Origin of the sequence: Haloterrigena sp. KLK7 (assembly GCF_037914945.1) — an archaeon.
In the GTDB taxonomy this organism is placed as follows: Archaea; Halobacteriota; Halobacteria; order Halobacteriales; family Natrialbaceae; genus Haloterrigena; species Haloterrigena salinisoli.
In genome coordinates this window covers 25,919-51,540 of sequence record NZ_CP149788.1, presented here as the reverse complement: position 1 = coordinate 51,540, position 25,622 = coordinate 25,919, and the positions used below count along the sequence as shown (strand labels likewise).

At 63.4% G+C, this 25,622-nt stretch carries 23 protein-coding genes and 1 pseudogene; 13 read left to right on the top strand and 11 right to left on the bottom strand.

The genetic code is table 11. From position 1 onward, the window contains the following. The first annotated feature begins 120 nt into the window (after positions 1-120). The 4 genes from WD430_RS19225 to WD430_RS19210 all read left to right on the top strand — a co-directional run bounded on the left by WD430_RS19225 (position 121) and on the right by WD430_RS19210 (position 5,479). Entirely contained in the window at positions 121-774 is a 654-nt protein-coding gene (locus WD430_RS19225) for a ribonuclease HI family protein (protein WP_339106059.1), read from the top strand. An 83-nt stretch (positions 775-857) separates the two neighbouring features. Further along, a complete protein-coding gene (locus WD430_RS19220) occupies positions 858-2,141 on the top strand; it encodes a dicarboxylate/amino acid:cation symporter (protein WP_407067154.1) in 1,284 nt (427 codons plus the stop codon). A gap of 399 nt (positions 2,142-2,540) precedes the next feature. After that, positions 2,541-2,834 carry a hypothetical protein gene (locus tag WD430_RS19215; protein WP_339106056.1) on the top strand — a complete coding sequence of 98 codons (294 nt, stop codon included), beginning with the start codon at positions 2,541-2,543 and terminating at the stop codon, positions 2,832-2,834. A gap of 383 nt (positions 2,835-3,217) precedes the next feature. Further along, entirely contained in the window at positions 3,218-5,479 is a 2,262-nt protein-coding gene (locus WD430_RS19210) for an AAA domain-containing protein (protein ID WP_339106055.1), read from the top strand. 177 nt (positions 5,480-5,656) lie between these two features. On the opposite strand, the pseudogene WD430_RS19205 reads toward WD430_RS19210, so the two are convergent. Further along, positions 5,657-5,800: pseudogene (locus WD430_RS19205) on the bottom strand (PadR family transcriptional regulator); the annotation flags it as partial. A 176-nt stretch (positions 5,801-5,976) separates the two neighbouring features. Between WD430_RS19205 and WD430_RS19200 the strand changes: the two are divergent. Then, a complete protein-coding gene (locus tag WD430_RS19200; protein ID WP_339106054.1) occupies positions 5,977-6,627 on the top strand; it encodes a hypothetical protein in 651 nt (216 codons plus the stop codon). 173 nt (positions 6,628-6,800) lie between these two features. Then, positions 6,801-7,376, top strand: coding sequence for a DoxX family protein (locus WD430_RS19195; protein ID WP_339106053.1), 576 nt, complete (start codon positions 6,801-6,803; stop codon positions 7,374-7,376). A gap of 63 nt (positions 7,377-7,439) precedes the next feature. On the opposite strand, the gene WD430_RS19190 is transcribed toward WD430_RS19195, so the two are convergent. From WD430_RS19190 to WD430_RS19180, 3 genes are read right to left on the bottom strand one after another with little or no spacing between them, the layout of a single operon-like run. Continuing rightward, positions 7,440-8,438 (bottom strand): lysylphosphatidylglycerol synthase transmembrane domain-containing protein, encoded by a 999-nt coding sequence (locus WD430_RS19190; protein WP_339106052.1) that lies wholly within the window; start codon positions 8,436-8,438, stop codon positions 7,440-7,442. Further along, complete coding sequence (locus WD430_RS19185) at positions 8,435-9,115, bottom strand: PHP domain-containing protein (RefSeq protein ID WP_339106051.1); 681 nt, start codon at positions 9,113-9,115, stop codon at positions 8,435-8,437. Before WD430_RS19185 ends, WD430_RS19190 begins: the two co-directional genes overlap by 4 nt. A 60-nt stretch (positions 9,116-9,175) precedes the next feature. Next, positions 9,176-10,090, bottom strand: coding sequence for a decaprenyl-phosphate phosphoribosyltransferase (locus tag WD430_RS19180; protein ID WP_339106049.1), 915 nt, complete (start codon positions 10,088-10,090; stop codon positions 9,176-9,178). Positions 10,091-10,260: 170 nt separating this feature from the next. On the opposite strand from WD430_RS19180, the gene WD430_RS19175 reads away from it, so the two are divergent. Together WD430_RS19175 and WD430_RS19170 are read left to right on the top strand one after the other, a co-directional pair. Next, a complete protein-coding gene (locus WD430_RS19175; RefSeq protein WP_339106048.1) occupies positions 10,261-11,352 on the top strand; it encodes an NAD-dependent epimerase/dehydratase family protein in 1,092 nt (363 codons plus the stop codon). Position 11,353: 1 nt separating this feature from the next. Then, positions 11,354-12,709 (top strand): DolP-mannose mannosyltransferase, encoded by a 1,356-nt coding sequence (locus WD430_RS19170; protein ID WP_339106047.1) that lies wholly within the window; start codon positions 11,354-11,356, stop codon positions 12,707-12,709. A gap of 59 nt (positions 12,710-12,768) precedes the next feature. On the opposite strand, the gene WD430_RS19165 is transcribed toward WD430_RS19170, so the two are convergent. After that, entirely contained in the window at positions 12,769-14,358 is a 1,590-nt protein-coding gene (locus tag WD430_RS19165; protein WP_339106046.1) for a glycosyltransferase family 39 protein, read from the bottom strand. A 326-nt stretch (positions 14,359-14,684) separates the two neighbouring features. Between WD430_RS19165 and WD430_RS19160 the strand changes: the two genes are divergently transcribed. Beyond that, the gene (locus tag WD430_RS19160; protein WP_407067153.1) at positions 14,685-15,587 is read left to right on the top strand and encodes a DMT family transporter; all 903 of its coding nucleotides are present in this window, start codon (positions 14,685-14,687) and stop codon (positions 15,585-15,587) included. Between the two features lie 105 nt (positions 15,588-15,692). On the opposite strand, the gene WD430_RS19155 is transcribed toward WD430_RS19160, so the two are convergent. The 6 genes from WD430_RS19155 to WD430_RS19130 all read right to left on the bottom strand — a co-directional run bounded on the left by WD430_RS19155 (position 15,693) and on the right by WD430_RS19130 (position 21,599). After that, positions 15,693-17,657 (bottom strand): ATP-binding protein, encoded by a 1,965-nt coding sequence (locus WD430_RS19155; protein WP_339106043.1) that lies wholly within the window; start codon positions 17,655-17,657, stop codon positions 15,693-15,695. 66 nt (positions 17,658-17,723) lie between these two features. Further along, positions 17,724-18,284, bottom strand: coding sequence for a hypothetical protein (locus WD430_RS19150; protein WP_339106042.1), 561 nt, complete (start codon positions 18,282-18,284; stop codon positions 17,724-17,726). Between the two features lie 83 nt (positions 18,285-18,367). Continuing rightward, on the bottom strand, positions 18,368-18,976 hold the full coding sequence (locus tag WD430_RS19145; RefSeq protein WP_339106041.1) for a metal-dependent hydrolase: 609 nt from the start codon (positions 18,974-18,976) through the stop codon (positions 18,368-18,370). A 220-nt stretch (positions 18,977-19,196) separates the two neighbouring features. Beyond that, positions 19,197-19,718, bottom strand: coding sequence for a pyridoxamine 5'-phosphate oxidase family protein (locus WD430_RS19140; protein ID WP_339106040.1), 522 nt, complete (start codon positions 19,716-19,718; stop codon positions 19,197-19,199). Positions 19,719-19,785: 67 nt separating this feature from the next. After that, complete coding sequence (locus WD430_RS19135; RefSeq protein ID WP_339106039.1) at positions 19,786-21,150, bottom strand: glutamate-1-semialdehyde 2,1-aminomutase; 1,365 nt, start codon at positions 21,148-21,150, stop codon at positions 19,786-19,788. A gap of 83 nt (positions 21,151-21,233) precedes the next feature. Beyond that, positions 21,234-21,599 (bottom strand): group 1 truncated hemoglobin, encoded by a 366-nt coding sequence (locus tag WD430_RS19130; RefSeq protein ID WP_339106038.1) that lies wholly within the window; start codon positions 21,597-21,599, stop codon positions 21,234-21,236. A 382-nt stretch (positions 21,600-21,981) separates the two neighbouring features. On the opposite strand from WD430_RS19130, the gene WD430_RS19125 reads away from it, so the two are divergent. From WD430_RS19125 to WD430_RS19105, 4 genes are all read left to right on the top strand, one after another. Further along, the gene (locus tag WD430_RS19125; protein WP_339106037.1) at positions 21,982-22,275 is read left to right on the top strand and encodes a PadR family transcriptional regulator; all 294 of its coding nucleotides are present in this window, start codon (positions 21,982-21,984) and stop codon (positions 22,273-22,275) included. A 327-nt stretch (positions 22,276-22,602) separates the two neighbouring features. Beyond that, positions 22,603-22,824 (top strand): TRAM domain-containing protein, encoded by a 222-nt coding sequence (locus WD430_RS19120; RefSeq protein ID WP_339106036.1) that lies wholly within the window; start codon positions 22,603-22,605, stop codon positions 22,822-22,824. Between the two features lie 905 nt (positions 22,825-23,729). After that, positions 23,730-24,545: a PGF-CTERM sorting domain-containing protein gene (locus tag WD430_RS19110; protein ID WP_339106035.1), complete on the top strand. Its 816-nt coding sequence runs from the start codon at positions 23,730-23,732 to the stop codon at positions 24,543-24,545. Positions 24,546-25,154: 609 nt separating this feature from the next. Next, positions 25,155-25,418, top strand: coding sequence for a hypothetical protein (locus tag WD430_RS19105; protein ID WP_339106034.1), 264 nt, complete (start codon positions 25,155-25,157; stop codon positions 25,416-25,418). Positions 25,419-25,622: the final 204 nt, after the last annotated feature.

Below are 25,622 nucleotides of genomic sequence, written 5' to 3'. Positions count from 1 at the left end.
CTGAAGAGATTATCCCGCTCGACCACCGAGGACCGATATGCAGTTGTGCGACCAGCCAACGAGATCATCCGGGAGCGAGGATGTGAGGGCCCGAAACCGAAGTCCGACGGGGGAAGTGACGTGACCGACGAACCCCTGCCGGTCGAACACCTCTCGCCGCTCGCCGCGCTCGTCGAGGAGGTACTCGCGGGCGTCGGCTACGAGGTGGCGGCCGCCATCGACGCCATCGACGACGCTGTCCCCGGCTACGGCGGTCTCTTCGACCCCGCGACCACTCCGGACGAGTTGCGTCGCGCGCTCGAGGGCCTGCTGGAGTCGGGACTCACCCGGCCATCCGTTCCTGAGCCGACGAGCGACGCGTTCGTCCTCTACGTCGACGGCAGTTCACGCGGTAACCCCGGACCCGCAGGTGCGGGCGCTGTCATCATGGACGCTGCGGAGGACCAGCTCGCCCGTCTCGGCCGACCCGTCGGCTCCCGGACGGGGAACAACACCGCCGAGTACGTCGCCCTCCAGCTCGGGCTCGCCGAACTGTTGGCTCGCTACGAGCCACGCAGGCTGGAAGTGCGCATCGATTCGATGACGGTCATCCGAGACGTCTGGGGTGGCGATGACCCGACGGAGCCGGGCGTCGAGACGTACAGCGAGGCCGTCGCGGCGGCACTGTCGAGCGTCCCGGACCACCGGTACACGCATCTGGCCGACAGCGACCCGAACCCCGCCGACGCACTGGCGACAGTGGGAGCCGATATCGCGGCCTTCGGACCCGGATAATAGACTGTTTCAAATAGAGTGACAAGGACAGCTGTTTAAATAACGGATCCCTGATTTCTGCCGTGTACTCAACAGCCGGTCAAGTGTGGCAGCGGTACCGGTCGGTGCCGTTGATCTATCGTATCACACTCGCATTCGTCCTCGGATCCGCAGCAGGGATCGCATTCGGCGAACAGATGACGATCGTCGAACCACTCGGAGACCTCTTCCTGCGACTCCTTAACATGCTGGTGATTCCGATCATCGTCTTCACGCTGCTGACCGGAATCCGTCAGCTATCGCCAGCTCGACTCGGCAAGATCGGTGGAGCGACTGTCGGCCTCTATGCGGTAACGACCACCATCGCAGGCATCATCGGACTCGTCGTCGCGAACGTCCTTCAACCTGGCCGTGGCGTCGAGTTCGCCGGCGGTGAGGCTTCGTCCCAGGCCCCTCCCTCGCTGACCGAGGTCGTACTCGGTATCGTCCCGAGCAACCCCATCACCGCAATGGCGGAAGGGAACTTGCTCGCAACCGTCTTCTTCGTGATCATCTTCGGCATCGCGCTCACCTATGTGCGTGCCCAACAGGAGGAACTCGCAGACCGTGTCGACTCGGTATTCGAGGCGTTCGAAATCGGCGCCGAGGCGATGTTTGTCATCGTTCGTGGTGTCCTCGAGTACGGTGTGATCGGCGTATTCGCACTCATGGCTGCCGGAATCGGCACCGAGGGAATCGGCGTGTTCTCGTCGCTCGGTGAACTCGTGCTCGCCGTCGCGATCGCGGTCGTCGTCCACATCACGTTCACGTACCTCCTCCTCCTCATGGGCGTCGTTGCTGACGTCTCACCGCTCGCGTTCCTCACCGGTTCGAAGGACGCGATGGTGACCGCCTTCGCTACCCGCACCTCGAGCGGCACACTCCCGGTGACGATGAGCAACGCCGAAGAAGACCTCCGCATCAAGGAGCGGATCTACTCGTTCGTACTCCCAGTTGGCGCCACAGCGAATATGGACGGTGCTGCCATCCGACAGGCGATTACCGTCGTATTCGCCGCGAACGTGGTCGGGCAACCACTCGCGCTCTCCGAGCAAGTACTCGTACTGATCGTCGTCGTACTCATCAGCATTGGTACCGCCGGCGTCCCCGGAGCGGGGATCGTTATGCTCACCGTAGTACTCAACCAGATCGGTCTCCCACTCGCGGTAGTCGGGTTCGTCGCTGGCGTCGACCCGATCCTCGGTCGCATCGCGACGATGAACAACGTAACTGGCGATCTCGCGGTTTCGACTGTCGTCGGCAAATGGAACGACGCGATCGACTTTGACAGCGGCGTCTGGACGCAGACGTCGACCGACACTGGAACTGTCGTCTCTGACGATGACTAGACGCAGGCGTATCGTCGGGCCATCCCGACCCTCGTTCAGAAAAGCCGCGCTCCGATACGTTCACCGCTGCGTTCGCATCCCCATCAGGCTGGGATTTTGAAGGCCCGACTCGCCACCCGACGCAACGGGTTCGACGTCGCGGAGACGCCACCGATCAGCGAAGAAGTTGATCCGATCGTCCAGACGCACCGAGCAGCTGTTCGAAGCGGAGCAGAGAAAAACAGCGGTGAGTGAGACGAACGGTTCGTCTCTTTTCGATTCCGGGTACTCGCTAGCGCTTGAGCGTGCGTCGGAGTGACTGGATTCTCTCACTGTCTACGGATAGTCACCACGGACGCGTATTGGACAGCTGTGTCGCAATGGACATACCTCTTTGTCCCTGGTTACAAGGCTGTATACATGGTCAGGGAAAATCCAGACATAGTTGAGAAATTATTAATTTCAGTAGTATTGCTATTTGCTCCAGTGATCATACTCGTATTGACAATCGGGTTCTTGATGCTCGCAGGGGGACTGGTTCTCGGTGAGCTCTCCGTGATAGAGCTACTCGAACTGTATATCCTCGAATTGATCCTGTTCACTGTGGGTTCCTATCTCCTCTTTCGGTTCCGGGAATACTTGGTCAAGGAACGACTCCCGAAGACTGTCGATAAGAGCGATGAACGGCGATCAGACGACAGTCCGGACAGATAAGGGGACACTGGAGAGGGTATTCCACCAATCGTCTGCCGAATATTTCTCCCTCCGTCTACATCTGATTTCGACTGCACAAAATCGGGCACTCCACAACCTGTACGTACCGCGGGTCACGCAGATTTTGCTTACTCACGCGCGGCGGCGATGGCGTTCAGGCAGTCGTCTCGAGGTGCTTCCGACGGAAACCCGACGGATGCTAGCTCGTTCGACACGTCCGAACCGTCGGAATCGTTCGAACTATCGGCATGTGACATCCGTTGGGAGCCACCCACGGAGACGCGGTATTGCCCCTGATCGCACGAGGAGCCGCCGAATCTCGCTTCGAATCCAGTGGTGATCCAACGCGAAGATTTAGGAGCGAGTAGTTCGATCTGCGCGACATGTCTCTCCTCTTCGAGAGCGCGATCGGCGACTTCGATCTCTCGGCTGCGACGCTCTATTCGCCGGCGGGCGACGATCTCGAGACGACGCGTGACGAACCCGTCCCGATCGACGGCATCGTCGAGTACGCGAGCTACCACGACCGACTCGACCATCCCGAGAAGGACGACTGGATCGCGATTCCGCTTCACGAACCCGACAGCGCCGCGCTGACGGGCGAGTATATCGCCTACACCGAGCACGCGCTGCACGGCGAGATCTTCGTCTACGACGGCGGCGACGACTACGATTCGATCGCGCGGGACGCGTTCGTCGAGTCGACGCTGGCCGGCCGGGTACGCTTCTGGCACTCCGACTACGCGCCCGACGATCCGCCGTCGTACTTCGACTCGCCGATCGCCGAACGCGAGCCGCCTCGGAACCCGCTCGCCGGCGACGACGCGGATTCGTTCTTCGACGAACTCGAGTCGTTCGTTCGGGCGGAGATGGACGCGCAACGCGACGTGAACCGGGAGAAAGCGGCCGGTTCGACGCCCGCGGCGCTCCGCGAGCAGGGGTTCGGCGCCGTTCCCTCGCTCTCGTCTCTCGGACGGCCGGACGACGGCGTCTACCGGTTCAGAATCGACACCGACGACGGACGCGACGAACGACCCGAGGATCGCTACCGGTACGTCCAGCGCGAGTTCGGCATCTTCGAGGGGAACGAAGTCCTGCTCTACCCGCCGAACGCGGAGCACGCACCGGACGCGTTCCCGATCGCGGCGACGGTTGATTCGATCGAGGGGCGGACCGTGAGTCTGGCCGTCGACTGGTACGCGATCGAGGACCGGTCGACCGTCGGCGGCTACCTCCGGCAGAAACGGCGGGGGTTCGCGGTGACGCTGCTGTTGAATCCCGTGCCGTACGACCGCGAACTCGAGGCGATCTCGCGCGTTCGCGAGCGCGACGACCACCGCGCCCTCCTGACGGGGGAGACGGCGGTGACCTTCGGCGACACCGCCGGCGTCAAGAGCACCCAACAGGACGTCGCGTTGAATCAGGAGCAGGAGCTCGCGGTCTCCTGTGCGCTCCTCGCGGATCACCTGTTCTGCATCCACGGGCCGCCGGGAACCGGAAAGACGCGAACGCTCGTCGAAGTCGTCAGGCGCTCCGTTCAGGCCGGCGACGACGTCCTCGTCTGTGCCGACTCGAACCAGGCGGTCGACAACCTCGTCGCCGGCTCGAGCACGGCGGAGACGGACGACGAGCGGTCGCTCCACGCCTACGCGCAGCACGGTGCCGAGGAGTTCGCACTCAGGCGGGTCAACGCCGGCAACTCGTCGAACGACGTTGTCAGCGAACGGTACGCGAGCTGCGACGGCCGGGCCGACGTCGTCGCCGCGACGAACAGCAGCGCGGCCACCCTCGATCGGGAGTTCGACGTGCTCGTCCTCGACGAGGCTACGCAGGCGACGTGTACCGCCTCCTGCATCCCGCTCGCGAGGGCGAACAAGGTCGTCCTCGCGGGCGATCACAAGCAGCTCCCGCCGTTCAGCGCGACCGAAGACCCGCCGGAGTCGGCGGCCGGGATGTCGCTGTTCGAGCACCTCTACGCCGACGGCGGCGTCTACGAGGGCGTCGGCGTCCAGTTGCGGACGCAGTACCGCATGCACCGCGACATCGCCTGGTTCTCGAACCGGCGGTTCTACGACCGGGCGCTGCGGCAGGGCCGCGACGTCGCGGCGCTCGAGGACCAACCGACGCTCGTCGGCTACGACGTCGGCGGCAGCGAGGAGACGATCGACCACTCGAAGCGCAACGACGCGGAGGCCCGACTCGTCGCGCACGTCGTCGACGAACTCCGCAGCGAGGCCGGACTCGAGGCCTCGGAGATCGGCGTCATCACGCCGTACACGGCACAGGTCGATGCGGTTCGGACGAAACTAACGTCACAGTTGGCTCGCGGCCGCGACGTCACCGTGGACACGATCGACTCCTTCCAGGGCAGCGAGAAGGTCGCGATCGTGATCTCGCTGGTCCGAAGCAACGCCGACGGTGAGGTCGGCTTCCTCGACCGTCCGCTCGACGGTCCACGGCGATTGAACGTGGCGATGACCCGCGCCGAACGGTTCTGCGCGCTCGTCGGCGACTGGTACACGTTGCGAGGTCCGCGGGACGGCGTTGGCGGCGGCACCGACCTCTACGACGATCTCCACTCGTTTCTCGAGAGTACCGGTCGGTTGCGACGGGTCGAACCGGAGTTCATCCCGGTTCCCGAGTGAGGATACTGATCGGCCACGATCGCCTTCACATCTCCTCGAGCACCCAGTCGTACTCGAGGTACTGGTCCTCCCACTCACGGCGGGCCCAGAGTACGTCTCGCCCGCGACTCGTGACGAGTAGGCGTTCGTTCGTCGATCCTTGATCTCCTTGTCGACAAGTCCGTTCTCGACGAGCGTGTCCAGGTTCGGATACAGCCGGCCGCAGTGGATCGGTTCCTCGCAGTAGTTCTCGAGTTCGTCTTCGACCGCGAGCCCGTGTGGCGCCTCCAATCCGGCGATCACGAACAACAGATCCCGCTGGAAACCAGTGAAATCGAACATTGATATATTTTTAATCATTGTCGCATTGACGGACGGACGCAGCGTTCGTCTCCCGCTTCGGTTCGCTCGCTTGCGAGGGCTCTGTGGTGGCCACCGAACGGGTATTTCGCTTCGGAACCCATCTGAAGGAGAAGATTTCAACGGAACTAATTATCCACTGAGAGACGATTTCCGCAATGCCCGCTGCGAACGCTATCGAACGACCGACCGAGGCTCTCACCGTCGCGAAGCGATATCTCAGACGCGAGCGGTTCCTCAATGCGCTCGTCGTCGCGCTCGTCGTATCGCTGTACGTCGGGACGTTCCTGCTCACCTCACTACTGCCGGCGATCGTCGTCGGAGCCGTATCGCTCGTCATCGCACGCGCTCCGATTCTTCGGTCTCGCGGGACGGTTCGACTCCGGACCGACGACGGTCCGGAAACGGTCCTTGAGAAGTTCAGCGGTCCGACGCCGCCCGTACTCGCCTTTCAATGGGGCGTCGCAGACGAGGTCATTACGAGAGAGCGCACGGCAGTCTACCGGACCTCGTATCTATTCGGCCTCCGCTCCGCCGATGTGACTGTTCGGACGGAGACGGAGACTGCACCGGACGGAACGTACCGAGTCGAGTCAGAGCTCGTGGTGAACGACCAACCGTGGGCGACGTACACGTCGACGATCAGTGACGAAACCGACCACACGATCGTCGACGTCGAGTATACCTCGAACCGGCGCTTCGGACTGCGACGCGTTCCCCAACAATTCCTCGCGGAACGGTACCGTGAGGATGCGCTCGCAGTTCAAGGATACACCGTCGTCGATCGCGACGCTTATTTCGGTCTCTGACGGCGGAATTCGCGACCTCTCCGGTTTTCGTGGCGACGGGAACAACGACACGAGCGAAGCGATCGGCGAGGATAGGATCTGTATAACTTATGAGAAACCATGCTATCACGTGTTCAAATATTTTTATATAGTTATCAAACCTCTATAGAAGTAGGAAGTTCGTTTCCGATACCATGACTACATCCGCAATCTCCCCAGACGCTCGCAACACCTTCGAGAGCACGATCGGCGGCTACACGGTCGGCGGCCGCGCCCACAGCCTGTCGGCGTGGTTCGTCCTCTCGCTTCGACTCATGATGGGTTGGGCCTTCGCGTACTCCGGTTTCACCAAGATCACCGCGGCCGAACCGTTCAGCGCCGGGGGCTACCTGGCCAACGTCGCGGCGACCAACGGCAACCCGCTGGCGGACGCGTTCACCTGGATGGCCGCGACGCCGTGGTTCGTCGAGTTCGCGAACGTCGCCGTCCCGTGGGGCGAGCTGTTCATCGGCCTCGGACTGCTCGTCGGTGCGTTTGTCCGCCTCGCGGCGTTCTTCGGCGCGCTGATGATGCTCATGTTCTACTTCGGAAACTGGGACATCGCGCACGGCGTCATCAACGGTGACTTCGCGTACATGCTCGTGTTCCTCGCCGTCGCCGCCTTCGGCGCCGGCCGGATCCTCGGCCTGGACCGACTCATCGAGAACTACGACCTCGGCGGCCAGACGCTCATCGAGCGCTACCCCGCCCTCGAGTACGTCCTCGGCTGATCTTTTCGGACGCTTCTGGACTGTTGCTCTCTTGAGTCTCGTCTGGCTGAATCGAATCGCCGATCACTCTTTTTGGGGCGTACGAGTCGCCTTGTACGTGAGAAACACGGCCGTGCCGAGCGCCGCGGCGTACCACAGCGTCCCCACGCGGATCACGACCGTCGCAGCGGCCGCGACGGCTTCGGGGTAGCCGAACGTGACCAGCACGCCGACCATCGACGCCTCCGCCGCCGCGAGTCCGCCGGGGAGCATCGACACCGCGCCGACGACCGATCCGAGGCCGAAGACGAACAGACCGATCACGAGTCCGGCTTCGACGCCGAACCCGTCGAGTACCAGCCAGAGCGCGACGCCCTCTAACCCCCACGCCGCGAGGCTGAACAGCGTCGAGACGACCAGTGGTCGGAGCCGGAACAGGCGGTACGCGCTCTCGTAGAACTGCTCGAGTTCGGTCGCGTACTCGCCGACGACCGGGAGCGACTCGAGCCGTCTGAGGACCGCCAGACAGGCCCGTCGCCACTGGAGTAGGCCGATTCCGGCTCCGATGGCGCCGAGGACGAGAGCGATCGGGAGCGACGAGCGACTGTAGACCAGCAGGCCGAGTGCGGCCATGGCGCTGAGCGCGATCAGGTCAGTGATTCGCTCGGCGCCGACGACGGAAGTGGTCTTGCTCGCGGGGACGCCCCGTTTGTCCCGGAGGAACCACGCCTTCCAGACCTCGCCGGCCTTCCCCGGCGTGACGACCATCATCAGGCCGCTGAAGAAGGTGATCGCGCTCGCGTCGAGCGGCACGTCCACCTCGAGGCGCCGGAGGTAGTAGTGCCACTTGGCGAAGCGGAAGCCGTAGCCGACGGTCGTCAGGCCGATGACGGCCCCGAACGTCCGCCAGCGCAGCGTGGCGAGCGCGCTCGTCACGTCGCCGACGTCCGCGTAGGCGGCGAGGCCGAGGAAGACGGCGACCGAGAGCAGTGCCGTCAGCCAGACGCCGTGGTCGCGGACGACCCGCCGGCACCGATCGACGACGGTCCCCCCGATTCCACCGGCCTCGCCGCTCGTCGTCACGGGAATCGCCCTGACGTGAGGATCCCGACGGCGCGACTGGAGGCGGTGCGAAACTGGTGGAGTTTCGTCGCGACGTGCCCCGAGAGGTAGCGTCCGCGACCGCCCGGCCGCACGCGTCCCTCGCGGACGGCGTCAACGAGCGACCCGCCGCCCTCGACGACCGTGTAGGCGCGGTCGACCTCCATCGGGAAGTGGGCGTCGCTCCCGCCGGTCGTTGGGAGGTCGTGGGCGGCCGCGAACGACGCCGCCCGGTCGTTGAACCGGCGGCGGACGCAGCGGGAGTTCATCGCTTCGATCCCGTCGACGACATCGGCGAGAGCCTCGAGGTCCGTCTTGTAGTACTGTCGGAGCGTGTCGAACGGATGCGAGAGGACGGCGACGCCGCCCTGTTCGTGGACGCGGTCGATCACCGTCAGCGGATCCGTTCGGGGCGGCGCCTCCGTCACGTCGAGGGCCAGCAGGTGGCCCTCGGTCGTCGTCACTTCGACGCCGGCGATCACCTCGAGATCGGCCGGCGCGGCGTCCCGAACGGCGTCGACGTTGGCGAGTGTGTCGTGGTCCGTGACGGCGATGCCGTCGAGTCCGGCGTCGGCCGCCGCTTCGGCCACGCGTTCCGGGGGCGTGCTCGAGCAGGGCGAGGCGTTCGTGTGGACCTGGAGATCGTATCGTCGTGTCATGGTAGGCTTGGTGCGGAGCGGGGTGAGACGGTCATCTCGGTTCGGTGTGGAGTGAAACGGTCACGCGATCACCTCGAGGAGTCGCGGCGGAACCCCGTAAAGGACCGCGATGACGAGGAGCCCCCAGAGGACGAGGTTGACGAAAAACGGGGGGTCGCCGAAGAGGAACTTCGGGTCACCGCCCAGATTCCGCGTGTGGGCGAGGAAGTGGTAGCGAAAGGCCGCGAAGAAGGCGAAGGGGAGCGTGGTCATCATCCACAGTCCGCCGCGGAAGAACGTGTAGAGCGAGTAGGAGACGACCAGCGCGGCGAGCACGGTGACGAGCAACTGGTCGAGCGTCTCCTCGGTGTACTCGGCGAGGGTCGCGCGCGACGCGGCCGGATCGTCGCTGACGATCATCTCGTGGCGGCGCTTGCCGAGCGCGAGCATCAGCGCCCCGAGGAACGTACAGACGACGAGCCAGGGGCTCAGGTAGACGTCGATGGCGACGACGCCGGCGACGGCCCGCAGGACGAATCCGATGGCGATGACCATCACGTCAACGATGACGATTTCCTTCAGAACCGCGGAGTAGAGCGCGTTCTGTGCGAGGTACGTGCTAACGACGAGGAGGAACAGCGGGCCGAGGTGCCAGGAGAGGCCGAGCCCGCCGACGAACAGCAGGGCCGCGAACGTCACCGCCACGGAGACCGGCACCTGCCCGCTGGCGATCGGTCGGTGTTTCTTCCGCGGGTGGTTGCGGTCCTCCTCGACGTCGAGGATATCGTTGCCGATGTACGTCGCGCCCGCGACGGCACAGAAGGCGACGATTCCGAGGACGACGTTCGTGACGGCGACCGGATCGAACAGACTCTTGGAGAAGACGAGCCCCAGAAGCAGGATGCCCTGCTTGTACCACTGCCAGGGCCGCATCTCCTTTACCAGTCCAGAGACGGTCCCCACGAACCGACGCCTGTCGGTGTAGGCGCGGGCCATCTGTCTCTTCGACTTCACATGACGGCAAAAAGTCCCGGCTTGCCTGTGACTCCCACACATCATATATCACGCGCTGGATGTCTCGGTTTCAATCGACTCGAGACTGTACGGATTCGATACACCTCGGTACACTATTGACCCATCGTATCGACGTTCAGCGTGATATCACGATGAGCGATAGTGAGCGTGCCAGCGACGACTCGAACGGCTCGCTTCTCGTCACCGGGGGGACTGGATTCCTCGGCCTGCACGCGTGCCAGTACTTCCGTGATCAGGGATGGGACGTCACCGCGTTCGATCTCAAGCCGTTCGAGCCGGAAGACGATACGGACGGAATCGACTTCGTCGAAGGCGACGTTCGAAGCGAGGCGTCCGTCGCCGATGCACTCGAGGAGAGCGATGCCACCGCGGTGGTGCACACGGCGGCCGCGCTCCCACTGTGGGACGACGACCGTATCCGAGAGACGACCATCGACGGAACGCGGAACGTGCTCTGGGCGGCGAACGACGCCGACGTCGAGCGGATCTGTTACGTCTCCTCGACGGCGGTGTACGGGACCCACGACACGCATCCCATCACCGAGGAGTCGCCGCTAGACGGAGTCGGCGCATACGGCGAGGCCAAGATCGAGGCCGAGAAGGTCTGTCAGGACTTCCGCCGCATGGGGATGTGCGTCCCGATCGTTCGCCCGAAGACGTTCATCGGCCCGAAACGACTCGGCGTGTTTCAGGTGCTGTTCGACTGGATCGAGGACGGCGCCAACGTCCCGCTCGTCGGCTGGGGGAACAACCGCTACCAGCTGTTGCACGTCCGCGACCTCGTCACCGCCATCGAACTGCTGCTCACCGAAGACGAGGACGCGGTCAACGACACGTTCAACGTCGGGACCGACGAGTTCGGCACGATGAAGGAGGACTTCCAGGCCCCGATCGACTACGCGGGGACGGGGAAACGCACCATCGGGACGCCCGCCTTTCTCACGGTCGCGGTCCTCCGCGTGCTGGACGAACTGAACCTCTCCCCGCTGTATCCGTGGGTCTACGAGACTGCCCACGAGGACTCCTACGTCTCCGTCGAGAAGCTGACGGACCTCGGCTGGGAACCCGAGTACTCCAACCGGGAGGCGCTCGTGGAGACCTACGAGTGGTACCTCGAGAACTACGAGGCCGACGAGGAGACCGACGAGAGCGGCCTCGACCACCGCGTCGCGTGGGACCAGGGCGCCCTCGCCGTCGCGAAGAAGATCTCACAGCGGATCTGAGATGCCCCCTCGGTCACGGTTGCTGTCTCGCAGTACGTGGCTCGCCGTCCTCGGACCGATCGTTGTCGTCCTGTTCGTCGCCGGGTTCGGTAGGCACCTGCTCGTCGACTGGCCGACGATCGCGACCGACCCGGCGTTCTTCCAGCACACGGGCTGGTACGTCCTCAAGGGCGGCGTTCCGTACGTCGACGTCTGGGACGTGAACCCGCCCGTTCCGTTCGGAATCGCGGCCGTGCTCGCCGCCCTCTCGGGCGGGAACATGCTCGTGCTGCATGGCCTCGGAGCGACGCTCACGACGCTCATCGCAGCCGCGAGCGTCCTGCTCGTCGCCTGGATCGCCCGCCACGTGACCGGGGACGACGCAGCGGCGATCGCCGCCGGTCTCGCGATGCTCGTCGTGCCGGAGCTCTTCCTCCTCTCCCCGGAAGGCGTCCGGGCACAGTTCTATGCGCTGTTTTTCGGCGTCCTCGCGCTCGCACTGGCGCTCCGCGACCGGCCGTTCCTCGCCGGCACCGCCGCGGCGCTGAGCGCCGGGTCGTGGCAGTCCGGGGCGGTTTTTGCGATGCTGATCGTCGGGATAGCGTATCAGCGAACCGGCGCCAAGGGCGCGCTCAGGGCGATCGCGGGCGGCGGCGTCGTGACCGGTGCCGTCGTCCTCGCGTTCGCGGCCACGGAGGGGCTCGTTCCCATGGTCGTCCAGACGGTGGTCGCCCCGCTGACCGCCGGATCGTCGTACACCCTGGCCGAGCGCGTCTACACGATACTGCTAGTGTTCGGCTACGGGTCGCTGCTCGTCCCGGTCGCGCTCTACGGCTGGGCGCGCGCCGCCGTCAGCGACGTCCGAGAGCGGTGGTGGATTCCGGCGGGCGGTTTGCTGCTCGCCTTCCAGGTGCTGTTCGTCGATCTGGACGGTTCGACGGACGCGTTCCTCTGGCTCGCCTTCGTCGCACTCGGCGTCGCCGTCGCGGTAGAACGCGTGACCGTGGGAGGATCGGTGACGACGAATCGACGCAATGACGACGCGTCCCGTTCCGTCCGCCGGTGGACGGCGGTCGCCGCCGTCGCGGTGATCGCGCTGCTCGTTCTCTCGGGTCTCGCCTGGCACTTCGGCTCACCGGCCTCGCAGTCGACGCTCCAGACGCGACAGGAGGCGGCCGAGCCGGAGGGGGAGTCCCTGCCGATAACGCCGGGCGACGGGAACGTCCCGTCGATGCAGACGATCTACTGGGAGCAGGCGAAACCGGAGACCTGTCACTACCGGCTGAGCTGGAACGAGGTGCGGTGGATCGCGATGACCGACGACCGACTGGATAGGCGACAGTGCGACGGGTGGCCGAGTCGAACCGATCGCGGCTAGGATTCGGCGCGTTCGGACTCGAGCGAGCGTGATCGACGAGCGGGCCGCCGGCGGCAGGTCTAGCCGCCGTTCGATGTTCGCTCGAGCTGGACCACGGCGATGCCGTTGTACCGGTTCACCTCGACGGGGCCGCGGTAGTCGTCGCGGCTCGCCACGGCGTCGACGATCCGCTGATTCGTCGACGAATCGGTGTACGAGAGCACGATCCAGACGTCGTCGCGTCCGTCGACGGACGACCTGATTTCGTCGGCCGACGCGTCGGGCGGGATCCGAACCGTGGGCACGTCCGCCGCGTCGAAGTAGTAGCCGAACGTCCGCTCGGTGAACGGTCTGCTCACGAGGACGACGTCGTCGCCGTCGACGTTCGACTCGACGTCGGCGGCGGCCGCCCGCCACTGCTCTTTCTGGTCGTCCTGATAGTACGTTGGGAGGGGCGCGACGAGGCCGACGAGGAGCACCCCGACGACGACGTACCGAAGCGACGGGCGGGAGAGCGTCCGCACGCCGACCGCGATCAGGAGGAAAAACGCCAGCGACGCCCCGATCGAGTAGCGGTCCACGAAGATCGGCGTGACGACGTGCGAGAGGGCGATCGGAACGAGCACCGGCACGACGAACCAGAGGAGGACCACGTACACGGCGTTTATCGATGGATTCTCCCGGTCGGTCTCCGTCACGCCCCGGTCGGCCTCTGTCGTCGCACCCCGGCCGATCGCCGTCACCGCGTCTCGGGCGCTCGAGAGCGCGAGCACCAGACAGCCCGCGACGACGAGCGAGACGAACAGCGGGTACGATTCGCCGAACAGGTGGCCGCCGAGGTACGCGGCGAACGTCTCTCTGACGGTCTCGGCGGTCGGCAGCGGAATCCAGGAGACGTTGCCCGCATCGCCGCCGCCGGCCGCCACCGTCCGGCGGAGCAACCGCACCAACCACGGGAGGAGGAGCAATGCGGTTATTCCCTCGAGGGCGATCCAGCGGCGGAGTGTCAGTCGCGACCGGGGAACGGTCCGGACCAGCGGCCGAGAGAAGACGTACGCGTTCTGGGCGAGTATCGCGAACAGCCCGAAGACGTGCGTGTACCCGAGGAGGATCGTGGAGACGACGTACCCGATATCGTCCCGAACGCCGCTCTCGTCGGTCGATCTCTCCGCCTGTATTCGCACGAACCAGTAGAGCGAGAGCGCGGTCAGCAGCGCGAGCAGATTGTACATTCGCACCTCCTGGGAGTACCAGACGTGGAACGGTGAGACGGCGACGAGCACCGCCGCGATCGCTCCGACTTCCCTGTCGAAGAGCCGTCGACCGACCCCGTAGAGGACGACGACGGTGGCGATTCCGACGAGGGCCGACAGCAGTCGCGTGGCCAGTTCGCTCGTTCCGAAGAGCGCCGACCAGCCGGACAGGAGGAGATAGTAGAACGGCGGATGGGGATCGTTCCCCGGGACGCTGATCAGGAGTTCGGACGGCGTGTTCGACGTGACGATCGTCACCGAGACGACTTCGTCGACCCAGTAACTCTCGGACTCCAGCCGAAACAGCCGGAGCGCAGCAGCGAGGAGTGCGATCGGATACAGTTCGATCGGAACGCCCGCCAACGAGCGGTCACCGAGTCTCTCCCCGTCGGTCTCGGTCGGCGGGGACGGCGACATAGTTCCGATAGCAACGACCCGAGGTATGAATGTTGGCCGGACGGAGCGATTCGACCGGCAACCGTAGCGGAACTCGGACGGACGCCGACCGGCATCGTGTCGCTCGCGGCGACGGTGATCCCGCCCCAGCCGTCGAACTCGAGTGGAACGAAGGCGATGCCGTGCAACAGACCGAACGACAGTGAGTATCAATCCCGTGAACTGATCGGTCGGATTCGACAGAATATTTCTACCCGCGGAAGAATTCGATACGAGAGAACTGTTTCAGTTCGTTGAATCCCGGTATGAATCAGTGGACGACATCGCTGGAAGAGCGGGTTGACCCGATGATCGGCGTCGCCGTCGCGATCGCCGCCATCAGTACGAGTGCGATCCTCGTCCGGTGGAGCGGTGCGCCGAGCGTCGTGAAGGCGTTCTACCGCGTGCTGTTCATGGCGGTCGCCGTCGCGCCGTTCGCGCTCCGCGACGCCGACGCCCTCCGAGCGATCTCGAGGCGCGACCTCGTCTTCGCGGTCGTCTCGGGACTGGCGCTGGCCGCCCACTTCGCGAGCTTTTTCGAGAGTCTGGAGTTGACCACGGTGGCCGCGTCGGTGACGCTGATCACTACCCAGCCGATATTCGTCGGCGTCGCCGCGGCGGCGCTCCTCGACGAGCGACTCACCCCGCGGATGATCGGCGGGATGGCCGTCGCGCTCGCGGGCGCGTTCTGTATGTCGGTGGGGCCGCTCGTCGTCGACCCGCTACTCGGCGGCGGCGACATCGTCGCGGCGCTCGGGACCGCGTTCGCGGGGAGCGCGACCCAACTCTACGGCAACGCCCTCGCGCTCGCCGGCGCGGTCGTCGGTGCCGTCTATACGCTTTCGGGCCGCTCACTCCGCCAGCGGCTTCCGCTGTTCGCCTACACGTTCGTCGTCTACGCCGTGTGTGCCGCCGCCCTCGGCTTCCTCGCCGTCGGGACCGATGCGCCGCTCCTCGGCTATCCGCAGACGGAATGGGTCCTCTTCCTCGCGATGGCCCTGTTCCCGGGCATGTTCGGCCACACGGTCATCAACTGGGCGCTGAAGTACGTCGAGTCGAGCGTCGTGAGCGTCTCGTTACTGGGCGAGCCCGTCGGGAGCACGATCCTCGCGCTCGCGTTGCTCGGTGAGGTTCCGGAAGCCGTGACGGTTCTCGGCGGCGCCGTCGTGCTACTCGGAATCTACGTCACGAACCGCGGACGGGCGATGTGAACCGTCGGTGTCTCCCGAATACGCGATAGTTTGGATGGCAGAACGATATCAGTAGGAAAGTGCGTTCGAGTCACCGACGAGCGATCGAACAACGAGTCTCCGAGATCAGTGCTGCTCGCCGCGATCGGACCCCTCCACCGCGCGGTCGTCCGCCGCCGGCAGGGTGACCGAGAACGTCGATCCCTCGCCGGGTTCGGACTCGAGCCAGATCTCGCCGCCGTGGCGTTCGACGATGCGCTCACAGAGCGCGAGTCCGATTCCCGTGCCGGCGTGCTCGTCGTGCGTATGGAGTCGCTGAAACACCTCGAAGATCCGCTGTTGATCGTCGGGGTCGACGCCGATTCCCTCGTCACGCACTGAGACGATCCACTCCGATCCGTCGCGTGTCACCGAGAGTTCGACGCGAGGCGGTTCGTCGCCGCTGTATTCGATCGCGTTGTCCAGCAGATTCTGGAACAACTGCCGGAGCTGGTCGGCGTCCCCGACGACGGTGGGGAGGTCCTCGGTCGTGATCTCGGCGCCGCTCCCCCCGATCTGAAGCTGACAGTCCGTTCGGACGTCATCGACGACGGCCTCGAGATCGACGGGTTCGAACGGGTCGCCCCGCGTCTCGATTCGCGAGTACTCGAGCAGGCTATCGATCATCGCCCGCATGCGCTCGGCACCGTCGACCGCGTAGTCGATGAACTCCTCGCACTCCGCGTCGAGTTCGTCCGCGTACCGGTCCTCGATGAGTTGCAGGTAGCTCGAGACCATCCGTAACGGTTCCTGGAGGTCGTGGCTGGCGGCGTAGGCGAACTGCTCGAGCCGCTCGTTCGACGCTTCGAGCTCCGCCGCGGCCCGCTTTCGCGTCGTGATATCGGTGAGCGCGCCGGGGAACTTGACCGGATTCCCGTCCTCGTCGCACCTGACGTGTCCGCGAGCGGACACCCACCGGAGCTCGTCGTCGGCGTTCCGGACGCGATACTCGGCTTCGAACTCGCCACAGGAGTCGAGGGCCGCCTCGATTTTCTCCTCCACTCGATCCCGGTCGTCCTCGTGGATCGTCGAGAGGAATCGCTCGAGCGGCTCGCCCTCGCGGGCGGCCTCGGGATCGACGCCGAACGTCTCTGCGAAAGAGTCGCCCGTAGCTATCTCGTCGTCGGGAATCGACCACTCCCAGGTGCCGACGGCGCCGGCTTCGGTCGCCGCCTCGAGTCTCGATTTGGCGTCGTGTAAGAACCGTTCGCGCTCCCGCTGTGCGAGCCTCGAACTCACCCAACTGCTCAGGAGTTCGACGAACGTGACTTCCCAGTCGGAGAACTCCTCGGATCGGGCCTCCGTCCCGTAGAAGCAAAACGTCCCGTAGGCGTCCTCGCCGGAGAAGACCGGCGCGCCGAGGTAGCAGGCGATCCCCCACTCCGGGTCCGCGAACTCCGGGGCCTGCGCCTCGACGTCCCTGAGGACGAGCGTCTGTTCGGTCTCGACGACGTGTTTGCAGTTGGGCAACTCGTCGACGGGAACCGTCGCCCCGGCCTCGAGTTCGACGTCAGCCGGGACATCGATCGCTTCGAAGACGTAGTCGTCGCCGTCCACGCACGAGAATGTCGCGTAGTCCGTTCCGACCGTCTCTCGAACAACTTCCAGGAGATCGTCGATCTGTTCGATGAACGGTCGGTCGGGCTCGGCGATGATCTCGTACGCGCGCCGCAGGGCCTCCTCGCGGTGCTCGAGTTCCTTCTGTCGGTGGACGTCGTCAGTGATGTCGTGCAGGGCGACGGACAGCCCCGTCTCGGAGGGGACGGCTCGCACCTCGAACCAGGCGTCGAGCGGGGAGTGGTACGCCTCGAACGTCACGGACTCCTGGTCGTCCATCGCGCGTTCGAACCGGCTTCGAAACGACGGGACCAGTGCGTCGGGAATCGCCTCCCAGAGCTTCGTTCCGAGCAGTTCCGCCTCGGTCCCCTCGAGAACTCGCTCGGCTTTCTCCTCTATGTACGTGACGCGCCACTCCGCGTCGAGCGCGAAGACCGCGTCCGTGAATCTCGCGTAGACATCGGCCGGCGAGGTGGGTTCGAAAGAGGGGGTCACGACTGTATCACTCGTTGTAGAACCGAAGACGCGGACGTGGAAAAGCCCTGTCCCACCGGAACCGATCTACGCGTCGCCCGGTTCGACGTCACCGAGGACGCGATCGCCGAACGCGACCACGAGTACGGCGCCGACCAGATCGAAGACGAGATCGAGGACGGTGTCGGTCCGCCCGTACGTGACGAGAATCGGTTCGAGACCGGAGCGATCGGCCGCGGTGTGAATAGCGTACTCGAGGAGTTCCCACAGCACACCGAGACCCGCGACGACGGCGACGACTCGCGGACCGGGATCACGTCCCCGCCGCCGGCTGATCGCGAAGACGACGGCACCCAGAATCGTCGCGGAGTGGGTGTGCGTGAGATGATCCCACCACTCGACGTCGTCATACGGGCCCAGCATTCCGACGGCGTGGGTGACCATTGCGGTATCGACGTACACGCGCTGCCACGGCCGGAGTTCGACGTCGTACAGCCGTTCAGCGAAATCGGGGAGGTACGTGCCGATGGCGGCGGCGACGGCGTTCACGACCGCCCCCGGGTTCCGCCGTCGGATTCCGACGAGGCCCACCACCAGCAGTGCGTATCGAATCCCTCGTTCCACCTCACGCTCGGCCGACGTCCTCATTGGTTACGCGATACTCACAATCGTGAGCGTATATAGATATCGTGACGAATTGCTACGCGTGTCTCGAGACGGCCGGACCCGCGCTACTGTGCCCCGCGGTAGCGCTCTGGGACGTACGGGAGTACCGGTGCCGGCAGCAGGGAGACGAGGTATTCGGCGAGGCCCGCGAAGTGCTTTCGGAACAGGACGTAGACGGCCGACACCGACAGCAGTGTGAGCACGACGACGGGAACGGGACCGTCGGCTGCGAGGAACACCGGCACTGCCGCGATTCCGGCGAGTCCGAGGTCCTCCGGGGAGCCGTCGTAGCGGACCCAGCGACGAGGCCGAATCCAGCGCCGGTGATAGTGGCTGTAGACCGCCCGCTCGGAACCGCCCTGCCACGGCCGGAGCTCGAGACCCCCGCCCGCGGCGTCGGCCGCGGCGTGGAGCGCCGCCGCAGCGAGCGCAACGGCGAGTGCGACGGTCGCCGGCGACGGCGTGAGAAGCGCGAGCGCGAGCCCCAGAGCGGTCGCGACGGCCGCGTAGACGGGATAGTGGAACGTCTTCCGGTGGCCGGCATAGAGATCGAGGTCCGGGACCAGGCCGCCAATCAGTCCGGCCGCGAAGGCGGTCGGGGCGAGCTCGGGGGCAACTACAAGGACGGGAAGAGCCAAGGCCATCCCCCAGAGCGCGTGAGTCGTCGCCATCATTCTGACCTCCTATAGTGGTCGGAATGATATATGTATTTCCCGCGGCCACGAGCGGATTCGACGACCGCGTTGATCGCTGGGACGGTACAACGCTGGTCCGATGATAGCGTTCGACCGGCGATCGACTGCCGGCCCCGATGTCGGTCTCGCCGTGATCTACCGCGGACGTCTCGAGTACCCGGTTCCGTCGCAACGCTATCGAGACGGCGTCGACGACTAATCACTCAGAGGGGCCGCTTTCGTCCGAGAACACCCACCGAGTCGCGTCGATCGGGTAGTTTTCCCACGCGAACACCGCGTCCGGATGGACGGCGAAGAACGGTGTTCCGTGACGGATATCGTATTTTTCCGTATACGCCGAATCGATCCGTTCGACGAGCGCCCCGTCCGTCGTTTCGTCGTCGATCCGCTCCGCGGTTCCCTCGAGAATGACGACCGCTTCGGCGTCCTCTCGGTGCACGACGATCTCTGCGTTCGCCGCGAGATTTCGAACCCATCGAGTCCGTTCGCCGCCGCCGCAGTAGAAGGTGTCCTCGAGCCAGACGCCCCACGTCGGTCGCGCGTGCGGTTTCCCGTCGGGACGGATCGTCGTGATCCAGTAGAACCGATCCGAAGCCATGTTCTCTGCCACGAACGCCCACGTGAGCATGCCGTCCTCGCTCTCGGGAATTCCGTAACTCTCCTCGGTCGCGGGACGCGACCGCTGTGATTCGTCGGGAGACGCTGCGTCGTTCTCGTCCATCAGTACCGATACAGAGGCGATGGAGAAGCTTAAGCGAGAGTTATCGCCCGTGTACGGGCCGCTATCGTCAGTTCGACTGCGAGAGGACGTCCTGATACGCCTCGAGTGTCCGCTCGATGTCGGCCTCGGTGTGAGCGTAGCTGACGAACTGACTCTCGAACTGGTTCGGCGTGAGCAACACGTCTCGATCGGCCATCGCCGGCCAGAAGATCCGTTTCCACCGGTCGGTTTTACCGGCCGCGACGTCCGCACCCGTTTTCGGGCTCAGTTCGAATCGCGGACAGTCCGGACGCTGTTTGCAACCGGCCGTACAGTGGCCGGCCATCGTTTCGGGTGCCTCTCGAGTGAACAGGAGCTTGAACATCGAATCCGTTCCCGCGACGGTGTATTCGGGTGCGTGATCCTCGACGATATCCTGAAGACCGGCTCGGAGCCGTTCTCCGAGTTCGTTGACGTGCGTATAGACGTCGTGTTCCTTCGCGAACCGGAGCGTCTCGAGTCCGGCGACCATCGTTACGGGGTGTCCGTTGAACGTCCCGGACTCGAAGACCGATCCCGTCGGAGTGAACGCCTGCATGATCTCGGCTCGCCCACCGATCGCCCCGACCGGAAATCCGCCGCCGATGACCTTCGCGAACGTCGTGAGATCGGGTTCCACGTTGTACTTCCCCTGTGCGCACTCTAATCCGCCGACACGGAACCCGGTGATGACCTCGTCGAAGATCAGCAGCGATCCGTAGTCGTCACAGAGATCCCGAAGCGTCTCGTGGTAGCCCTCGACCGGCAGGACGATGCCGTGGTTCCCCAGCAGCGGTTCGGTGAGAACGGCCGCGATCTCCGATCCGTGACGTTCGAAGACGTCGCGAATCGCCGCTTCGTCGTTGAACGGAACCGGAATCGTCTCGTCGACGAACGCGGGCGGAACACCCGCACTGCTTGGACTCCGTTCCTCGACGTCTCCGTCGACCAGGAACGATTCGTGACCGCCGTGGTAGCCCCCCTGCATCACGACGATTTTGTTGCGGTCAGTGTGGCCCCGCGCGAGTCGGACGGCTGCAGCCGTCGCCTCCGTACCGGAATTCACGAACCGAAGCCGGTCGACGCTGTCGACGTGGTCGATGATGAATTCGGCGAGTTCGACCTCCACCTCGGTCGGGATGCCGTACATCGGACCGTCAGTGACCGTCTCCGTGACCGCCTCGTGAACGGGTTCGGGCAAATCGTGACCGAGTAGCAGCGGCCCGTACCCCATGATATAATCGAGATACCGATTGCCGTCGGTATCGACGACGTGGGCGCCGTCACCGTGCTCAACGAACGCCGGTGTCGGCCGTGGATCGGCCCTGACGGGCGAGTTGACGCCACCGACAAGCGACTCGAGCGCTCGATCGTATAGCCGGTACGTGGACTCGGAACCGTCGTTATGAGACATCTCTATCCGTTATTATTTTTCCTCGAACTACAATCCGTTGATAAAATCGATACCCCTGTACCGGAGATCGAACGGTTCCGAGATCAGTCGGCCGCTGTGACGATCGCGTCCTGGTAGCTCGCGATTTCCTCGAGGACTGCCTGCCGATCGCTCTCCCCGACATCGAATTCAGCGAGCGCGTCGTCGAGATGGGTCGCGATCGCCTGGAAATCCGATGGGGTGATGCCCATATCCGCGTGGACGGTCTTCATCTCTCCGCCCGAGTACTCGACCGGGCCACCGGTGACCGAACTGATAAACTGGGCCTGGTGTGCGCGTTGTTTCTGCATATCGACGTCGTCGAAGTAGCCTGCGACCTGTTCGTCTGCCATGACGTGATCGTAGAATTCGTTGACGACCGCTGTGATCGCGTCTTCGCCACCGAGTCGCTCGTAGAGCGTTTCGCTCATCGATGGCGTGTACTGACTTGAGACAGGTAAAATTCGGTCCGAACAGGTTCGGGTCGAATGCCGATTGAGAGCGGTACAGAGAGTGTTGAACGACGGTTCGATACCGGGGTTGCGTCCGTAGCCGTCGAATGACTGGTAGAGTTCGTCCGCGAGTTCGCCCGCTCTAATCCACCAGCACCGTTCTCACTGAATATGTGGACGAACTCGACATCGACGGGCCCGACAGGGAACGGTTTGAGCCAGACGATAACGCACACGCGTCTCCGAGTCCGTTCGACTGAGCCGAGTGAACCCGCTGTGACCGAGTGAGCCAACCGTTCGATATATCCCTTCACTTATCTGTTTACGGAATTATTATACATCTATAGGGAGGAGTACCGGTATGTACGATCTCACCGGATTCCAGCGCGACCTGCTGTACACGATCGCCGGCCAGGATGAACCGCACGGGCTTGCGCTCAAAGAGGAACTCGAGGACTATTACGAGAAGGAGATCCATCACGGGCGACTCTATCCGAATCTCGACGAACTCGTTAACAAGGGACTCGTCGACAAAGGCGAAGTCGACCGGCGAACGAATTACTACACGATCACCGCTCGCGGTCAACGCGAGCTCGAGGCTCGGCGGGAGTGGGAAGACCAATACGTCGGCGAGTTGCTCTCGAAATCGGAGTAACGGAACTGGGAGTCGTGTCTCGAGGAGTTCGTGTATCGCCGTTCGTCTCGAGCGGTGGACCAGCATTCGACTTCATATAGCCGTCTCTACTGAGTTGCAACGGATCCGAACCGAACGTCAGAGTGTGGAAGGCGTGGAGTGTTCGCTCCGAAGCCTCGGACGAGGATCCGTTTCAGTCAAAGGAGGAGAATGCGGACGAATCGTCGGTGAGAGGCAACTTCCGTACAGGTATTGTGTTGACCGAGGCAGGGAACCGGCTTCTCGAGGGGCCCACCGCAAACCAGATACCGAAACACCGATATACACGTTCCACGTTAACATTCCTCGATGCACCCAGTAGAACCAGGCGACGAACGGCGCATCCAGATCAAAGAGTTCGGCGAAGAAGGCGACGGTATCGGCTACATCGACGGCTTCGTCATCGTCGTCCCCGACGCCGGGATCGGCCAATGGGTCACCGTCACCATCGACACCGTCCACGACAACTTCGCGCTCGCATCAGTCCGCGACGACGAACCTGACATCATACTCGACCACCCACTACCATAATAGCTCCTCACTGGACAGAGCGACAGACACGCCCAGCCAGTTCCGGATCACACTGCGGGCAGCAGCCAGCTTCCAGGCCTAACTGGACAGGAGGTCGTCCACGTACTGCTCCTCCCAGGCACGCCGGGCCTCGGTCTCTCGGTTCCCGCGCCGAGTAATCGAGGACACGTTCGTTCGGAAAAGCACTATCCTTCCTCTGCAGTTACCACTTTGCCTGCGTCCTTCAGCGGTCACATGGCTGGAGCCGCCAAACAGTAACCTGCAGACTGAGCAGTAGTCTTCCCGAAACCATTTATGGAGTCTACTATCTCGGATGGGGAGACCTCTATATAAATAATTTATGCATTTAGGGTTCTCAATTTGATACTACTATATGAGAATAGACCGACATGATACGTTCACTCCGAGAATTCCGACTGACGAAATCGGTGCGTAACGAGCAGTCCGATTCCGAGGAGCGCAATGAGGATCGGGTTGGCGGTGGCGGCGGCGAACGCTGCTTCGAAGAGCGAACGTCGGCGCCCGTAGTAGACGACACCCCCGGCGGCCGCGTAAAACTCGATAATTCCGACCCCCGTATAGACGCCGCATCTCACGGGAGAGACGCAGTCTCGAATCACCGTTTCGCTGCTCGAAACTATCGTCTAAATGACGTATAGAATGAAACTGTCCTGAAATCATCGCTAACTCGATTATAAATATAGCCGTGTGGGGCCGAGAAAGGCGATAGCCAACGGACCCAGAATACGGAGGGATACTCACCCTCGCAGATTCGAAACGACCGCATAGCGAAACAGAGACGGCGTCGACTCGAGGCGAAGTAGCCGCGGAACAGGACTGGTCACCGCTCCCGGATTCGCATGCGACCAATACCAACTGTGACCACCCGCCGCGATCTCCGCCGAATGCACGCCGTGAAACCGCCGGTACTGCACACCGGAGGCCGACGGCGTGGTACTGCAGACGGCGCCGGCGATTCGATGGAAATCCGCTCAGACACACCCGAAAACATGACATTCGAAATACCAACCCGAGAAACGCGATGGACCGTACTCGCCGCAGTGATGATCGCATCGATGGTCGCTCTATCGACAGTCGCTGCGGGCGCAGCAACCGCGGCCGCTGCAGATGCCGACGACGGTGCTGATACTGACCTCGAGATGACGGTCGATGCACCGAATTCGATCGAAACGACTGGATCGAGCACGTTCGACGTCACCGTGAACACAGCCGATGGCGAGCCAGCCACGACTGACGTCGTCTTCGAAATCAGTGGTGAGGGGATCCAGGAAGAAGTGACTGCCAGCACCGACGACACGGGGTCTGTCACCTTCACTGCTGAAGGGATTGCCCTCTCTGAAGGGGAATATGAGTGGACAGTCACCGCCGGTGACGAGGAACGTTCAGGGACACTCACTGTTACCGGTACCGCGGACGACGGTGCTACCGACGATACTGCTGATAACGACACCGAAGCTGCCGGCAACGATACTGCTGGCAACAACACTACTGCTTCAGAGAACGACACCGCTGCTGACAATACTACTGACAACGACAGCGAAGTCGCTGACAACGACACCGAAGCTGCCGGCAACGACAGCGAAACCGCTGACAACGACAGCGAAACCGAGGAGGACGAATCAGTTCCCGGCTTCGGCATCGCCGGTACGCTCTCTGCCCTGGTTGCAGGGACGTTGCTGTTAATCCGTCAGCGTAGCTAAGCACCCAGCGACCGGGACTCGGCACCTTTTGCCGACGTGTGACTTCTTTGCGGCGTGTCCGATACGTTGATGACCCTCACGTAGAGCGGCCATTGGAGAAGACTGAAATCGATTTCCCCCACAATTCGCGCATATAGTCTTCTTCCCCTTCTCACCAGGTGGGTAGACGTCTACCGAGACACCGCAATCTGAGACGGTCTGTGGCGACTCGAGCGGCCGGCCTTCGGGCTCGTTCGGAAACTGAACCCGGGGTTCGACTCGAGTAGAGGAGGCAAGTGACGCAGACCGAACGGTGCTCCATGAGCGTTCGAACGAACGTCTCTCCGGCCACTTTCCGGGAAAGCGAACTCATCGGTCTCTGATCGGAGGGGCTTGAGTCACTCGTGAGTGAGCGAGCGAACCACTTTGAAACGGCGCGTAAGAAACTGATAGCGACGAAGCGACGATTCACCCTCGAGCGAGCCAGCTGTCACGTCACCAAGTTCGGGAACGGAAGTTGCATCCGCGACCCATGACGGGCCGAGTGATCTAATTCGCATCCGTACCAGTGCCCGCTGTCGGCCATTGAAGGCCGAACGTTTAAATGCTCGACTATGGCAGCCACTGCCAATGCATTCTGAGGAATCTCTCAACTCTGCGTCCGAACAGATCATCAAGCAGGACGAAACCTACACGCATGAACGGCATGGCCTCGTCAAAGTCACCGGGATCTGGCAGGGCGTCCACAGCGTCGATCAGGCACGGAACACGACGGAGGAGAGCACGATCGTCATCCGGTACGCTCTCCTCGAGTCATCAAACCACCGGCCGACTCCCGATCTCGCTGATACGCTCGCCGAGTTTCTCGACGCGATCGACACGCAGAGCTACTGAACGGCTGGTTCATTGGAGTCGTCGTGCTGAACTCATCCTCTGTATTCAGCATGACTCGCGGAACATCATTTGAAACTGGTAGGAATCTCAGCAGTGACGTCGAATCTGAAAACCTCCGTGAAGATCCTGAGCAGGGGAGAATTCGAGACGCTTGCAGAGTCAAAAAGTCGCGACAGCGGTGAGCGAGTAGGGTGGGGTAGTTCA

Excerpts from the sequence above, each read along its gene's own strand:
- WD430_RS19215 (WP_339106056.1), top strand. The coding sequence starts at position 2,541 with ATGGTCAGGGAAAATCCAGACATAGTTGAGAAATTATTAATTTCAGTA.
- WD430_RS19210 (WP_339106055.1), top strand. The coding sequence starts at position 3,218 with ATGTCTCTCCTCTTCGAGAGCGCGATCGGCGACTTCGATCTCTCGGCT.
- WD430_RS19200 (WP_339106054.1), top strand. The coding sequence starts at position 5,977 with ATGCCCGCTGCGAACGCTATCGAACGACCGACCGAGGCTCTCACCGTC.
- WD430_RS19195 (WP_339106053.1), top strand. The coding sequence starts at position 6,801 with ATGACTACATCCGCAATCTCCCCAGACGCTCGCAACACCTTCGAGAGC.
- WD430_RS19185 (WP_339106051.1), bottom strand. The coding sequence starts at position 9,115 with ATGACACGACGATACGATCTCCAGGTCCACACGAACGCCTCGCCCTGC.
- WD430_RS19180 (WP_339106049.1), bottom strand. The coding sequence starts at position 10,090 with ATGGCCCGCGCCTACACCGACAGGCGTCGGTTCGTGGGGACCGTCTCT.
- WD430_RS19175 (WP_339106048.1), top strand. The coding sequence starts at position 10,261 with ATGAGCGATAGTGAGCGTGCCAGCGACGACTCGAACGGCTCGCTTCTC.
- WD430_RS19170 (WP_339106047.1), top strand. The coding sequence starts at position 11,354 with ATGCCCCCTCGGTCACGGTTGCTGTCTCGCAGTACGTGGCTCGCCGTC.
- WD430_RS19165 (WP_339106046.1), bottom strand. The coding sequence starts at position 14,358 with ATGTCGCCGTCCCCGCCGACCGAGACCGACGGGGAGAGACTCGGTGAC.
- WD430_RS19160 (WP_407067153.1), top strand. The coding sequence starts at position 14,685 with ATGATCGGCGTCGCCGTCGCGATCGCCGCCATCAGTACGAGTGCGATC.
- WD430_RS19150 (WP_339106042.1), bottom strand. The coding sequence starts at position 18,284 with ATGAGGACGTCGGCCGAGCGTGAGGTGGAACGAGGGATTCGATACGCA.
- WD430_RS19145 (WP_339106041.1), bottom strand. The coding sequence starts at position 18,976 with ATGATGGCGACGACTCACGCGCTCTGGGGGATGGCCTTGGCTCTTCCC.
- WD430_RS19140 (WP_339106040.1), bottom strand. The coding sequence starts at position 19,718 with ATGGACGAGAACGACGCAGCGTCTCCCGACGAATCACAGCGGTCGCGT.
- WD430_RS19135 (WP_339106039.1), bottom strand. The coding sequence starts at position 21,150 with ATGTCTCATAACGACGGTTCCGAGTCCACGTACCGGCTATACGATCGA.
- WD430_RS19130 (WP_339106038.1), bottom strand. The coding sequence starts at position 21,599 with ATGAGCGAAACGCTCTACGAGCGACTCGGTGGCGAAGACGCGATCACA.
- WD430_RS19125 (WP_339106037.1), top strand. The coding sequence starts at position 21,982 with ATGTACGATCTCACCGGATTCCAGCGCGACCTGCTGTACACGATCGCC.
- WD430_RS19120 (WP_339106036.1), top strand. The coding sequence starts at position 22,603 with ATGCACCCAGTAGAACCAGGCGACGAACGGCGCATCCAGATCAAAGAG.
- WD430_RS19110 (WP_339106035.1), top strand. The coding sequence starts at position 23,730 with ATGCACGCCGTGAAACCGCCGGTACTGCACACCGGAGGCCGACGGCGT.
- WD430_RS19105 (WP_339106034.1), top strand. The coding sequence starts at position 25,155 with ATGCATTCTGAGGAATCTCTCAACTCTGCGTCCGAACAGATCATCAAG.